This window comes from Mycolicibacterium cosmeticum (assembly GCF_000613185.1).
Taxonomy (GTDB): domain Bacteria; phylum Actinomycetota; class Actinomycetes; order Mycobacteriales; family Mycobacteriaceae; genus Mycobacterium; species Mycobacterium cosmeticum.
This window is the reverse complement of sequence record NZ_CCBB010000001.1, coordinates 2,725,750-2,739,194: the sequence shown is the minus strand read 5'-3', so window position 1 is coordinate 2,739,194 and position 13,445 is coordinate 2,725,750. Positions and strand designations below refer to the sequence as shown.

Sequence of the window (13,445 nt, the reverse complement as noted above, 5' to 3'; positions counted from 1 at the left end):
ACACCCATGTCCCGACCGACCGTCGTCCTTGTCCACGGCGCCTTCGCCGACGCGTCCACCTACGGCCCCGTCACCAAAGCGCTGCTGGACGAGGGCATTGCGGTGTTGGTACCCGCCGTTCCGAATCGCAGCCTGCTGGGCGACGCCCGTGAGATCCGATTCGCCGTGGAGCAGATCGACGGCCCCGTCCTGCTGGTGGGGCATTCCTACGGCGGTGCCGTCATCACGGTGGCCGGTGCCGCCGACAACGTCGTTGGCCTGGTGTACCTGGCCGGCTACGCCCTGGACGAGGGCGAAAGCCTGGGTGAACTGCAGGGCGGCTTCCCGGACTCCGAGTTGCCGGCGGCGCTGGTGCAGACGCAGGTGCCCGCGTCGGTGAGCGGCGAGGCCCGAGTCGACGTCACGGTGGTGCCGGAGCGGTTCGGGCCGGTGATCGGTGCCGATGTCGACGCCGATGTCATTGCGACACTGGCTGTTTCGCAGCGACCGTTGGCCGCCGCCGCATTCGTCGAGGCCGCACCCGTCGCCGCGTGGCGGACCAAGCCCGCATGGGCGGTCGTCGCCGCCGACGACCATGCGATCAATCCCGAGGTGCAGCGCTTCGGCTATCAACGCGCCGGGGCGACCACAACGGAGATCGATTCGTCGCACCTGGTGATGCTGTCGCACCCCAAGGAGATCGCGGCGTTCATCGGTGTGGCGCTCACAGCGGTCACCGCCTGATGGTCTCCGGCGGCACGCATTTCTACCGAACCGTCGACGGGCACGGGCTGGCGCACGATCCGTTCAACGCCATCGTCGGGCCGCGGCCGATCGGCTGGATCTCCAGCCGCAGTGCGGACGGCGTCGCCAACCTGGCCCCCTACAGCTTTTTCAACGCCTTCAGCTACACCCCGCCACTCGTCGGGTTCTCGTCGATCGGGTGGAAAGATACGGTCACCAATATCGCGGCGACGGGTGAGTTCGTCTGGAACCTGGCGACTCGCCCGCTGGCCGAGGCGATGAACCTCACGTCGGCATCGCTACCGGCCGCCGAGGACGAATTTGCTTGCAGCGGTTTGACGCCCGAGCCCAGTCGGCTGATCGGGGCGCCGCGGGTAGGCGAGAGCCCGGTGAACTTCGAATGCAAGCTGACCCAGCTGATCCGCCTCACCGACATAGAAGGGCAGGACTCGGCGAGCTGGCTGGTGGTCGGACAGGTAATCGCGGTCCACATCGAGCGTAGGCTCCTGGTGGACGGGGTCTATGACACCGCTGCCGCCGCACCGATCTTGCGCGCCGGCGGACCGGCCGCCTACGCCGCCGTCACCCCCGAGGTGATGTTCAGCATGACCAGACCTGATGACCGAGCCGACGAGAAAGGGCGCCATGCCGACGATCACCACCGATGACGGTGTCGAGATCTACTACAAGGATTGGGGTTCGGGCCAACCCATCGTCTTCAGCCATGGCTGGCCACTGTCGGCCGACGACTGGGATGCCCAGTTGATGTTCTTCGTCAATCACGGCTACCGGGTGGTGGCCCATGACCGACGCGGGCACGGCCGCTCGGCGCAGGTGGCCGACGGGCACGACATGGATCACTACGCAGACGACCTGGCCGCGGTCGTCGCTCACCTCGATCTCCGCGATGCGGTGCACGTCGGGCACTCCACCGGGGGCGGGGAAGTGGTCCGGTATCTGGCGAGGCACGGCGAAGACCGCGCCGTCAAAGCCGTGCTGATCGCCGCGGTGCCGCCCCTGATGGTGCAGACGGAGGCCAATCCCGGCGGCCTGCCCAAGTCGGTGTTCGACGACTTTCAGGTGCAGGTCGCGACCCGTCGTTCCGAGTTCTACCGCGAGGTCGCGGCGGGCCCCTTCTACGGGTTCAACCGCGAGGGAGCCCAGTTCTCCGAAGCCGTCGTCGCGAACTGGTGGCGCCAGGGCATGACGGGCGGGGCCAAGGCGCATTACGACGGTGTGGTGGCGTTCTCACAAACCGACTTCACCGAAGACCTCAAGCGGATCCAGATCCCGGTGTTGGTGATGCACGGCGACGACGACCAGATCGTGCCCTACGCGGACGCGGGACCGCTGTCGGCGGCGTTGCTGCCCAACGGAACCCTGAAGACGTACCCGGGCTTTCCGCACGGAATGCCGACGACCCACGCCGAGACCATCAACGCCGACCTGTTGGACTTCATCCGGTCCTGAAGGGCGGCTCAGGCCGATTCGCGGGCCGCGGCACTGAATTTCTTCCAGATGGCGAAGAACGCGCGGGTGGCCGCGTTGGGTGCGATGTCGTTGCGCCACACCAGGATTTTGTCGAAGGTGACCGGTGGTGTCAGCGCCCTGATCGTCAGGTCGGGGCAATCTTGGAGGGCAGGATCCGAGTCGGCGCAGATCGCGATGCCGACCGCTTGGCGGGCGAACGCCAGCTGAAGCCGAACGTCGTTGGCGACGTAGTTGACGGTGATGTCGGTTCCGCTCTCGGCGATCACCGCGTCCAGACGTGATCGCAGCGCGCTCGAACTCGGGTACGTGATCACCGGCCGGCCGGCGAGTGCGGTGATCGCGACGGGTTCGTCGAAGGAGAACGCGGACGGATCGAAGACCGCCACCAGCCGGCCCGAGAACATCGGCGCACTTGCGATCGTCGTCGGTAAGGCTGCCTGGGGCCGGGCGATCACGGCGGCGTGCAAGCGCCCTTGCGCGACCATCTCCACCAGGGGTGCGCTCGTCGCCTCCGTCAGGTGCACGTCGATGCCGGGGTGGGTCTTCCGCAGCGCGCCCAACAGCATCGGAATCGAGGTGTTCTCGACGCCGCCGCCGGTGCCGAATCGGAACTCACCGCGGAGCAGTCCTGCGCGGGCCGAGAACTCCGCCTTGGCATTCTCGGCGGCAGCCAAGCACTGGCGGGCATACGGCAACAGAATCTCGCCGCCGTCGGTGAGCGACATGGCCCGCGCGGCACGGTCGAACAGTGGCTCGCCGAGTTCACGTTCCAGCGCGGTGATCTGGCCGCTGATCGTCGGCTGGGTGACGTGGCACCGCTGCGCCGCACGGGTGAACGACCGCTCGTCGGCGACCGCGACGAAGTACTCCAGACTGCGAAGATCCATGGCATAAGGATGGCGCAACCCGGGCTGGGAACCGCGATCGGCTTCCGGTGGCGACGGCGCACCGACCGATATTCGCCACAGTTCGGGCTGTGCGCCGAAATCCGTGACCACCAAACTGGCGTTTCACCGTACGGAATCGCCACCGACTGCACAGGATGTATCCAGAGGGGTCCCGCCCCTCGGCCGACCGGCGGTTCCCGCAGGGTGACCTGCCCCCTGCGGGAACCGCCCCGGGTCAGAGCTTGGCGTCCCGGATCGCCTCGGCCAGCGGTTCGAGCACCGCGGTGTCATAGGGCGGCGGCAGATAGACGATCGCCAGATCCAGGCCCTCCTCGCCGAGCGCGGCGGCCTCGGCGACGACCTTGGCGTAATCGCGATCCTCCCCGAGCCGCACGTGTGCGGACAGGGTGATCTCCTTGGGGTCGCGCCCGATGTCGGCGCAGTGCGCGGCGAGTACGTCACGCTTGCGGGCGAACTCTTCCGGCGGACCCCCGACGAAGTTCCAGTGGTCGGCGTACTTGGCCGTGATGCGCAGGGTGCGCTTCTCACCGCTGCCGCCGATACAGAACGGCGGGTGCGGCTGCTGCGGGCCCTTGGGCTCGTTACGTGCGTCTTTGAGCTGGTAGAACTTGCCGTCGAAGGTGGTGGTCTCCTGGGTGAGCAGGCCCTTGAGCACCTCGCAGGCTTCCTCGAAGCGGTCGAAGCGCTCCTTGATGCTGCCCAGTTCGATCCCGTAGGCGCCGGATTCCTCCTCGTTCCAGCCGGCGCCGATGCCGAGCTCGAGGCGGCCACCGGAAATGATGTCCAGCGCGGCTGCCATGTTGGCCAGCACCGCGGGGTGGCGGTAGTGGATGCCGGTGACCAGCACACCGACCCGCAGGCGCTTGGTGGCCTGGGCGAGTGCGGTCAGGGTGGTCCAGCCCTCGAGGCAGGGGCCGGTCGAGTCGGAGAAGATCGGATAGAAGTGATCGAAGGTCCAGCCGGATTCGAAGACGTCGATGTCGTCGGCAGCTTCCCAGATGGCCAGCATGTCGGCCCATGTCGTGTTCTGCGGGGATGTCTTGAAAGCGAATCTCACACGACCCAAAACTAGTCCTGTGACGGGATTCATTCCGGGTAGTTGTTGGCAAGTTGATGTGAATCGTTGCTCGGTGGGTTACCCGGGCGCCACGAGCGACATCAATTCTGTTCCGTCGTCCGATAATTGGACGAGGGTGGTGTTGATGCGCCACAGCTTCCGAAAAGAGCCTGGTGGCGAATGCGTTGTCCACCTGGTGTCACAAGTGGACAAGTCGACGGCCGTGAGGGTGCGGCCGGTGTCGGCATAGCCGTCGTAACCGAGCGCGACCCTGCCGTCGCTTGCGAAAAATCCCTTCGGCAGACTGCACGCTTTCATCTCCGTGCCGGATGTCATGTCGAACTGGCGTTTGTCGGTCGGTTCGTCTCCGTCGACCACCAAGAAGTCGCCGATGACGGCAGCGTGTGCCCGTTTCGGCGTCGATTGCTGCATGAGCAGCTGACCTTGCGCATTGAACAGGGCCCACCCTCCGGCGGTCAGGTTCACCAGCGGCAGTCCGGGGGAGCTGCCGAGTTCGCCTGGCACGCCGTTGCGGCCAGCGCGTCTTCCGGACTCTTCGAAGAACTGGACCTCACCGACATCACGGGCAGCGGTGACTTCGGCAGCGAACCCGCCGGGGTAGATCTCCGTGTAGCCCTGCTGCTTGTCGGCAGCGATCTCGGGCCGAATGACGGTCCCGTCCCGCAAGGAGAAGGTGATCTGCCGGTCAGACCCGCGCCCGGCTGCTTGACTGGCCAACGTCGGTGGCTCGAAGTCAAGTGGATTGCGGACCGCATCGGACATCACCCCGTTGCCCGGTACGAACCAGGTGGTCTGCGCGGTCGGTCCGATGCCGTAGACACCCTGGTCCTGTTTCGTGGCGACGGCGTAGATGCCGACCTGCTTCATGATGAATTTCGAGGAGTAGACGGTCAGGGGGGTTGGTCCGGTGTAGGTGACGAGTCCGGTTTGGCTGTCGATGACCCAGGCGGTGGTGGGGCCGGCGCCATCGGCGAGGCAGAGCACGGCGTCCGGTCCGTTGAGATAGCACCTGGGGCGAGACTCGCCGGCGACGAGAGGAATTGGCGGAAATGCCCGACTACCGTCGTTCACGTCGACCGCAACCAGCCACCACTGCGGTGCAGGTGCGCCGATGTTTCCGACCATGAAATATGCCCGATCGCCCAGGTTGCCGACGTATGGGTCGGAGAGGAACGGATTGGCGTCATTGGCGAAGAGGTAGGCAGCAGACGGCTCAGGATCGGGTACTCCGGTGTCGGCCAGCGTAAAGCGCCACCCGACCGTCGGCTGCACCGACATCGAGGACGCCAGGAGTGTCTGTGTCGGTGTGCGCCACGTACCGCGGACAAAGCTGACGTCCTTGTTCGATTTCCACCAGTTAACCCCGTGGCCGGTGAAGATCACGATCGCAGCGACGATTGCCGGGATGACCAAGAGCGCCACAGCGATGGTGAGCCAGATTCGACGGTATGGCTGCGGGAGCGATCTGATCACCGCGGGAACTCCTCGCTCTCTGCATATCGGCGCGCGAACAGCCGGGTGCGCTCGGCCACAACCACATCGGGTGCCGGGAGCCGCAATTCGCGCTCCAGGAAGCTGCGGGTCTCGGCCGGGTCCTGCCCCAGCCGCCGCATGAGAGCAGCGATCACGAGGTGCTGGCCGGCGAGGGCTTGGCGAGTGGCAAGACGGGAAACGGTGAGGATCTCTTCTGCCAGTTCGGCTTCGGTCATCGCGCTCACCGTGCGGTCCAATTCGATGCGCAGCACGCGACCGTCCATCAGGGCCGTCACCGACACAGTGGCCGACGGATTGCTTGCGGTGAAAACGACGGTGAGGAGGTCGTCGTCGCTGTATGGATCCGACACATCGAAATCCGCTGCGGTTTCGGAGTCTGTGGCGACGTACGCCGAAAACGCGTCGAACACCGACGGCCCCTCATGCAGATCGTGGTCGTCGTCGTCCCACGACCCCTCCGAAGAATCGCTCACATCCGGCCGGCTTGGCTGATCCGATGTCCTGCGCGGTAATCGGCGTTGTCGTGATTGCTTGCGGCCGTGGTGAGCTTGTCCGAGAGGTCGGTGGATACTCGGTGCAGCGCCGATCCAGCCGACTGCCGGGCCTCGTCAGCCGCCGAGAGTGCATTGCTGGTGAGAAAGCACACGAGCCCATGCGACTCCGAGACCCGATCTGCTACGCCGCTGGTCGCCCGGTTGGCGCCGGTGATCTGATCGGCAGCGGTGAGTTGCTGGTCTGCAAGCTTTCGTACGTGATCGGTCAACACCCGGAGGTTGTCGGATTCGACGGTCATCGGTCATCCTCCTGGCGTCGTGGACCCGTACGGGATACCGGGCGCGTTCGGTGGTTCGTCCGGCGTGGGGACGTCGAAAGAACTGTCATTGCTCAACCTCCCCGGTGCGGAACCTTCGGCGATGTCGGTTGCTTGAGACACGAATGCTTCGCCTACGGCCGGTTGTTCTCCTGGCGGCCCATCCGGCTTGGAAGTCGCGTTAGCGGCGGCGGTGTACTTGTCGAGCTGGCTGTTGATTCGGGCGGCATTTTCCGCCGCGTTCTTGACCAAGACCGCCATGGTGGCGTTCGTCGTCGTGAGCGCTGCCGAAGCAGCGGCGAGGTCGGCCACCATCTTTGCTTGCCTGAGGCCGGGCACGTAGTTCATCCAGGCCGTCGCGGCGCCGAAGTCCGACAGGTATTGATTGGTGTCATCCAGGGTCTTGCGGGTGCGGCTGACCTGGCCGGCTTCGGTACCGATGATCGTGCTGATCTCCTCGTCCGCGACCTGGACGTCCGAAACGTGTCCGCGGTGTCGGCTGTTGGTACGCGCATAGGTGTCGGAAGCCACGCCGTTCCACCGGTCGCCCCTGGGATCCGCGTCCGCCAGGGTCTGGACCACTGTCTGCATCCGTGTCGCTGACTCTCGGTACCCGTTGCCCTCCTCGGGATCACCCGATCCGGTCGTGGCGCGCGCGGCCTCGATCGCCAGCTGCGCCGCAGACAGAATCTGGGAGTCGGCGAGCTTGCCGACCCACGACCCCGCGTATTTCTCCGCGATCTGCTGCGGGACCCGCGTCAGTCCCATACCCAGTCCGCCGAGGCCATTGAGCACGTCGCCGACGTCGCCGATCACCTTGCGGCCGTCGGTCAGGGCACCGTGTGCGTCCAGGTTCATCACATCCTGGAACAGTTGGGGGACATCCTGGACGCCGCCGCGGATGCCGTTGCCCAGATCGAACAGATCCTTGAGAAGATCCCCGCCGCCGTCACCCATCCCACCACCCCCGGCGAGCAGCCTAACAACTCGTCCCCATGTGCTCGGGCAGCTTTTCGCGGCACACTGGAATTCATGGATCCGGTAACCGCACTGCGAGAGATCGCCTATTACAAGGACCGGGCGCGCGAGGAATCCCGGCGGGTGATGGCCTACCGCAAGGCCGCCGACGTGGTCGAGGCATTGACCGATGAGCAGCGCGAGCGACTGGGCCAAACCAACGGCTGGCAGTCGCTGCCCGGTGTCGGTCCCAAAACCGCCAAGGTCATCGCGCAGGCCTGGGCCGGCCGCGAACCCGACGCCCTGACCGAATTACGGGAGAAGGCAACAGATCTCGGCGGTGGCGACATCCGGGCCGCGCTCAAGGGTGACCTGCACCTGCACTCGAACTGGTCCGACGGCTCGGCGCCGATCGCCGAGATGATGGCCACCGCCCAGCGCCTCGGCCACGAATACTGCGCGCTGACCGATCACTCGCCGCGGCTGACCATCGCCAACGGGTTGTCCCCCGAGCGGCTGCGGCACCAACTCGACGTGATCGACGAACTGCGCGACAGCTTTTCGTCGATGCGCATCCTGACCGGCATCGAGGTGGACATCCTCGACGACGGCAGCCTGGACCAGGAACCCGAACTACTGGAGCGGCTGGACATCGTGGTGGCCAGCGTGCATTCCAAACTGGCGATGGATGCCGACGCCATGACCCGGCGGATGGTCCGCGCGGTCTCCGGTGGGCAGGCCGATGTGCTCGGGCATTGCACGGGCCGGCTGGTCGAAGGCAGCCGCGGCATCCGGCCCGAATCCAAGTTCGACGCCGAGGCGGTGTTCACCGCCTGCCGCGACAACGGGGTTGCCGTCGAGATCAACTCGCGCCCGGAACGGCGCGACCCGCCGGACCGGCTGCTGACACTGGCGATCGACATCGGGTGTGTGTTCAGCATCGACACCGATGCCCACGCCCCGGGCCAGCTGGACTTCCTCGGTTACGGCGCGCAGCGGGCGCTCGACGCGGGCTTGGCACAGGACCGGATCGTCAACACCTGGCCGGCCGAGCGACTCCTGGCGTGGGCGGCTTCCTAGACTCAGCGCGGTGGGAGCCAACCTGGGTATCGATACCGTGGTCACGCTGCTGGCCACCGGCCTCATCTTCCTGACGGCACTGATTCTGGGGGCGTGGAAGTACCGGCAGATCGCCACCAGCCCGGATCATCGGGCCCACCCGTATGTCGACATCGCCCACCGCGCTGCCCTGCTGTACTCGTTCGCCGCGCTCCTGGTCGCGGTGTTCGTCGAACTCAGCGCCTGGCCCGCCTGGCTGAACCTCACGGCGGCAATGGTTCTGGTGTTCTTCTTCGTGGCCGCCATCGCCAGCTATGTGCAGCACGGGATGCGGCGCGACACCACCAACCAGTTCGCCGACCCCGCCCCCGGTCTCCATGCGGGTATGACCGCGCTGATGGTCGGCGAGATCGGTGGCTTCGTGGTGCTGCTCGCGGGTTTCGCCGCGGCGCACCTCGGTTAGTCCGGCAGCATCGGCATCTCCAGCCCCGGGTCGCGCCCGACCAGCACCCCACGGGTCAGCATCGCGTTGCCGAATCGTTCGCGCACCCGATCCACGGCGGCATCGATCGCCACGGGATCACCGCCGCCGCCGAACGGTAGTTCCAGCTGGGCGGCACCGTCGCGGTCGATGTTCGACACCGCGAACCCGATGAGCGTCAGGCCGCGCTCGGCGATCAACGGGCCCGCCGCGGCCACCAGCTGACGAGCCGCGGCCAGCACCACCTCGGTCGACGCGGTGGCCCTGGGCAGGGTGTGTGAGCGGGTGGCCCTGCCGAAGTCGTCGAAACGCAACCGCAGCACCACGGTGCGACCGGTGCGCCCGCCGGCCCGCATCCGGCGGGTGATCCGGTCCACCAAGTTGACGACCACCGCGTCGATCTCGGTGTCCGACATGGCATTCCCGGCCCGCCCCAGCGCGCGCTGAGCCCCCACCGACCGGCGCCGCACCCCGGTGACCACCCGGCGGCGGTCGATGTTGCGCGACAGGCAGAACAGTTGCCGGCCCATGGCGCCGCCGACCATCGCGGCCAGCGACGTCTCGCTCAATTCGGCCACATCGGCGACGGTGTGGATCCCGTGGACCTGCAGCTTCTCCGCCGTCTTGGCGCCCACGCCCCACAGGCTGCGCACCGGCAACGGGTGCAGGAACGCCAGCTCACGGTCGGGCGGAACCAGCAGCAGGCCATCGGGTTTGGCCTGTTGGCTGGCGACCTTGGCCAGGAACTTGGTCCGCGCGATACCGACGGTGATGGGCAGTCCCACCAGCTCCCGCACCCGATCGCGCAGCGTCGCCCCGATGTGCACCGGGGTGCCGGCCACCCGGCCCAGTCCGGACACATCGAGGAACGCCTCGTCCACCGAGAGCGGCTCGACCACGGGCGTGGTGTCGTGAAAGACGTCGAACACGGCGCGGCTGGCTTCGGAGTAGGCCGACATGCGGGGTGGCACCACGATCGCGTGGGGACACAGCCGGCGGACGAGGTGGCCGCCCATCGCGGTGCGCACCCCGTAGGCCTTCGCCTCGTAGCTGGCCGCGAGCACCACGCCGGCACCGACGATGACGGGGCGTCCGCGCAGCGCGGGATCGTCTCGCTGCTCCACCGAGGCGTAGAACGAGTCGAGATCCGCGTGCAGAATGCTCGCGGCCGGAACGGGCCCTGACACGAACATATGTTCGCACCGGGGTCCGACAGGTCAGGGCCGGGCGCCGTAGATGCTGGTCAACCAGATGTGGGTGAGGGTGTCGACGACCTTGTCGTGCTCGACGGCCGGCTGCTCGCCGGCCAGCGCGGCCATCATGGTGCGCTCGTTCATCAGGTTCAGCGACGTCGCCAGATCCAGCGCCGAGATGGTCTCCGGGGCGGCACCACGCTCGCGTTCGACTCTGATGAGCGCGGCCGTCATCGCGATCCACTTCTGCATCAAGCCCTGCCAGATGGCGCGGAACTCGGGGCTGGTGGTCACCGCCTCGACGCCGGCCCGTGCGGTGGCCGGGTGCGACCCGAACGAGCTGAAGAAGATCTCGATCCCGCGCCGGATCGCCTGGTGCGGTTCGGCGGGCATGCTGTCCATGGCGTGGTCGAAGCCGGTGTCGGCCAGCTTGATGAGGGGTTCGATGAGCGTGAGCAGCACCGCTTCCTTGGAAGCGAAGTAGAAGTAGAAGGTGGGCCGGGAGATACCGGCACCCTTGGCGAGATCGTCGACCGAGATGTCGGCGAACGACCGGCTCTCCAGCAGGCGTGTCGCGGTCGCCAGGATCGCCTGCTCGCGGTCGTCCCCGGAGGGCCGGGCGGAGCGGCGCCCGCGGGTGGCGCGGGCCTGGCTGGCGGTGGTCACGCAGCCGACTTTACGCCATGTCGAGAATCTCGACACACTGTTGACCCACTCGACGCAATGTTGATACCGTCGGTCCCATGAACGAACACTTCGATGTCGTGATCGTGGGTGCCGGCATCTCCGGCATCAGCACCGCCTGGCACCTGCAGGAGCGCTGCCCGTCCAAGAGCTACGTCATCCTGGAGCGTCGCGAGAACATCGGCGGCACCTGGGACCTCTTCAAATATCCCGGTATCCGGTCCGACTCGGACATGTTCACCCTCGGCTTCCGGTTCAAGCCCTGGACCTCGGCCCGCTCGATCGCCGACGGCCCGTCGATCTGGAACTACATCAACGAGGCCGCCGTGGAGAACGGCATCGACAAGCACATCCGCACCGGCCAGAAGGTGACGGCCGCGGACTGGTCTGATGCCGACAACAGGTGGACCGTCACCATCGAGAGCGACGGGCAGGAGAAGCAGATCACCGCGTCGTTCCTGTCGGTGTGCAGCGGCTACTACAACTACGACCAGGGCTACACGCCGACGTTCGCCGGGTCCGAGGACTTCAAGGGCCAGATCATCCATCCGCAGCACTGGCCCGAGGACCTCGACTACGCAGGCAAGAAGATCGTCGTCATCGGTTCCGGGGCCACGGCGGTCACCCTGATCCCGTCGCTGGTCGACGGTGGCGCCGGCCACGTCACGATGCTCCAGCGGTCACCCACCTACATCGGGTCGCTGCCCTTGGAGGATCCGGTGGCGGTACAGGCCAACAAGTACCTGCCGAAGAACCTGGCGCACTGGGTCAACCGCTGGAAGGCCATCGCCTACAGCACCGGCCAGTACCAGATCGCGCGCAAGTTCCCGGGCGTCTTCAAGAAGGCGCTGCGTGAGATGGCGACCCGCCGGCTGCCCGAGGGCTTCGACTACGACAAGCACTTCAGCCCGCGCTACAACCCGTGGGACGAGCGAGTCTGCTTGGCGCCCAACGGTGATCTGTTCAAGGCCATCCGCTCCGGCAAGGCCGACGTCGTCACCGACACCATCGACCGGTTCACCGAGACGGGCATCAAGCTGAACTCCGGTGAGGAGTTGGCGGCCGACATCATCATCACCGCAACGGGTTTGAACATGCAGCTGTTCGGCGGCGCGAAGGCGCTGCGCAACGGCGAGCCCATCGACCTCACCAAGTCGATGACCTACAAGGGCCTGATGCTCTCCGGTGTGCCGAACATGGCCATCACCTTCGGCTACACCAACGCCTCCTGGACGCTCAAGGCCGACCTGGTGTCCGAGTTCATCTGCCGGCTGCTGAACTACATGGACGAGAACGGCTTCGACCGCGTCGAACCCCAGCATCCCGGCGCATCGGTGGGCGAGGAACCGTTCATGGACTTCACCCCCGGCTACTTCCGCCGTGCCATGGACAGCCTGCCCAAGTCCGGGTCGCGGGCACCGTGGCGGCTCAAGCAGAACTACTTCATCGACCTGCGCACCATCCGGTACGGCAAGGTCGACGAGGAGTCGCTGCACTTCACCAAACACCGCGCGCCGGTGCAGGTTTAACTGCCCGACAGACACCAGAGTCCCGCATTTCCGTCCGGAGATGCGGGACTCTGGTGTCGGGTCGGCTCAGGAGGGCGAGACCACCACGATGCCGTCCTCGTCGCTGTAGGCGATATCGCCGGGGACGAAGGTCACGCCGCCGAAGGTGACCTCGACATCGCGTTCGCCCGCACCGGTTTTGGTGCCCTTGCGCGGATTGGTGCCCAACGCCTTGATGCCGACGTCGATGGTGCGCAGCGTCGATGCGTCGCGCACCGCCCCGTGCACGATGATGCCGGCCCAGCCGTTGTCGCTGGCCAACCCGGCGATGATGTCACCGACCAGCGCGGTGTGCAGCGAGCCGTCACCGTCGACGACGAGCACACCGCCCTCGCCCGGCGTCGACAGGATGGACTTCAGCAGGGCGTTGTCCTGGAAGCAGCGCACGGTGGTGATCCGGCCGGCGAAAGCGGTACGGGCACCGTAGTTCTGCAACTGCAGATCACAGCTGCGGACGTCGGGATAGATCTCGTCGACCAGGTCGGCGGTCGCGCGGGGTTCGATGCTCACGCCGTCGATGCTAGCGAGGTAGCTCAGTCCTCTTCGGACCCGCGGCGCGCGAGATAGACCACCAGGATGGCGAGCAGCCCGGCCACCAGGGCCGCCGCCAGCGGCAGACGGGACTGCTCGGGGCCGGTCGACGGCACCGCGGTCAACGGTGAGGGCACCGAGGCGACGGTCGATTTCGCCTGCGCGGCAACCTCTTTGACCGGCGATGGCTGTTCAGGGGCGGGCGGCGCAGCCTTCTTCGCCGGTGCGGCCTTCTTGGCGGGAGCCGCCTTCTTCGCGGGCGCTGCTTTCTTGGCGGGCGCGGCCTTCTTGACCGGTGTGGCCTTCTTCACGGGAGCCTTCTTCGCCGGCGCCTTCTTTGCGGGAACCTTCTTGGCGGGAGGAACCGGCGGCTGCTCGGTCGGTGTCTCGTCGGGCCGGTCCGGCTCGTCGGCCATGGGGGGCGCTCCTTCGCTGTTTCGCACAGGCAGTGGTTCCATCATGCCAGT

At 66.6% G+C, this 13,445-nt stretch carries 16 protein-coding genes; 6 read left to right on the top strand and 10 right to left on the bottom strand.

What is annotated here, in order from left to right:
- Window positions 1-6: 6 nt before the first annotated feature.
- Genes BN977_RS13265 through BN977_RS13255 form a run of 3 tightly spaced genes read left to right on the top strand, consistent with a single transcriptional unit; the run spans window position 7 to window position 2,193 of the window.
- Window positions 7-723, top strand: a complete 717-nt coding sequence (locus BN977_RS13265; protein WP_036397861.1) for an alpha/beta hydrolase — start codon at window positions 7-9, stop codon at window positions 721-723.
- Window positions 723-1,391: a flavin reductase family protein gene (locus BN977_RS13260; protein ID WP_024455120.1), complete on the top strand. Its 669-nt coding sequence runs from the start codon at window positions 723-725 to the stop codon at window positions 1,389-1,391. The genes BN977_RS13265 and BN977_RS13260 overlap by 1 nt, the downstream gene beginning before the upstream one ends.
- Entirely contained in the window at window positions 1,369-2,193 is an 825-nt protein-coding gene (locus BN977_RS13255) for an alpha/beta fold hydrolase (protein WP_036397860.1), read from the top strand. Before BN977_RS13260 ends, BN977_RS13255 begins: the two co-directional genes overlap by 23 nt.
- An 8-nt stretch (window positions 2,194-2,201) precedes the next feature.
- Here BN977_RS13255 and BN977_RS13250 read toward each other — a convergent pair whose 3' ends face one another.
- The 6 genes from BN977_RS13250 to BN977_RS13225 form a co-directional block, all read right to left on the bottom strand.
- Entirely contained in the window at window positions 2,202-3,101 is a 900-nt protein-coding gene (locus tag BN977_RS13250; protein WP_024455122.1) for a LysR family transcriptional regulator, read from the bottom strand.
- Between the two features lie 235 nt (window positions 3,102-3,336).
- Complete coding sequence (locus tag BN977_RS13245; protein WP_024455123.1) at window positions 3,337-4,179, bottom strand: LLM class F420-dependent oxidoreductase; 843 nt, start codon at window positions 4,177-4,179, stop codon at window positions 3,337-3,339.
- A 78-nt stretch (window positions 4,180-4,257) separates the two neighbouring features.
- Complete coding sequence (locus BN977_RS13240; RefSeq protein ID WP_131590099.1) at window positions 4,258-5,673, bottom strand: 9-bladed beta-propeller domain-containing protein; 1,416 nt, start codon at window positions 5,671-5,673, stop codon at window positions 4,258-4,260.
- Window positions 5,670-6,104, bottom strand: coding sequence for a hypothetical protein (locus tag BN977_RS31440; RefSeq protein WP_234709547.1), 435 nt, complete (start codon window positions 6,102-6,104; stop codon window positions 5,670-5,672). Before BN977_RS31440 ends, BN977_RS13240 begins: the two co-directional genes overlap by 4 nt.
- 59 nt (window positions 6,105-6,163) lie before the next feature.
- Entirely contained in the window at window positions 6,164-6,487 is a 324-nt protein-coding gene (locus BN977_RS13230) for an ESX-1 secretion-associated protein (RefSeq protein WP_051561329.1), read from the bottom strand.
- A gap of 3 nt (window positions 6,488-6,490) precedes the next feature.
- Window positions 6,491-7,462, bottom strand: a complete 972-nt coding sequence (locus BN977_RS13225; RefSeq protein ID WP_051561328.1) for an EspA/EspE family type VII secretion system effector — start codon at window positions 7,460-7,462, stop codon at window positions 6,491-6,493.
- Between the two features lie 75 nt (window positions 7,463-7,537).
- Here BN977_RS13225 and BN977_RS13220 point away from each other — a divergent pair, with 75 nt between their 5' ends.
- Both BN977_RS13220 and BN977_RS13215 read left to right on the top strand, forming a co-directional pair.
- Window positions 7,538-8,542, top strand: coding sequence for a PHP domain-containing protein (locus tag BN977_RS13220; protein WP_036397857.1), 1,005 nt, complete (start codon window positions 7,538-7,540; stop codon window positions 8,540-8,542).
- A 22-nt stretch (window positions 8,543-8,564) separates the two neighbouring features.
- Window positions 8,565-8,984, top strand: a complete 420-nt coding sequence (locus BN977_RS13215; RefSeq protein ID WP_191262543.1) for a hypothetical protein — start codon at window positions 8,565-8,567, stop codon at window positions 8,982-8,984.
- Here the strand turns inward: BN977_RS13215 and dinB are convergent.
- Together dinB and BN977_RS13205 are read right to left on the bottom strand one after the other, a co-directional pair.
- Complete coding sequence (dinB, locus tag BN977_RS13210) at window positions 8,981-10,195, bottom strand: DNA polymerase IV (RefSeq protein ID WP_036397855.1); 1,215 nt, start codon at window positions 10,193-10,195, stop codon at window positions 8,981-8,983. The genes BN977_RS13215 and dinB overlap by 4 nt on opposite strands.
- Window positions 10,196-10,219: 24 nt before the next feature.
- Window positions 10,220-10,861, bottom strand: coding sequence for a TetR/AcrR family transcriptional regulator (locus tag BN977_RS13205; protein ID WP_036397854.1), 642 nt, complete (start codon window positions 10,859-10,861; stop codon window positions 10,220-10,222).
- A 77-nt stretch (window positions 10,862-10,938) separates the two neighbouring features.
- Here BN977_RS13205 and BN977_RS13200 point away from each other — a divergent pair, with 77 nt between their 5' ends.
- The gene (locus BN977_RS13200; RefSeq protein ID WP_036397853.1) at window positions 10,939-12,408 is read left to right on the top strand and encodes a flavin-containing monooxygenase; all 1,470 of its coding nucleotides are present in this window, start codon (window positions 10,939-10,941) and stop codon (window positions 12,406-12,408) included.
- A gap of 66 nt (window positions 12,409-12,474) precedes the next feature.
- Here BN977_RS13200 and rraA read toward each other — a convergent pair whose 3' ends face one another.
- Window positions 12,475-12,957: a ribonuclease E activity regulator RraA gene (rraA, locus tag BN977_RS13195; protein WP_036397852.1), complete on the bottom strand. Its 483-nt coding sequence runs from the start codon at window positions 12,955-12,957 to the stop codon at window positions 12,475-12,477.
- Between the two features lie 23 nt (window positions 12,958-12,980).
- Window positions 12,981-13,394, bottom strand: coding sequence for a hypothetical protein (locus BN977_RS32655; protein ID WP_036397851.1), 414 nt, complete (start codon window positions 13,392-13,394; stop codon window positions 12,981-12,983).
- Window positions 13,395-13,445 lie beyond the last annotated feature (51 nt).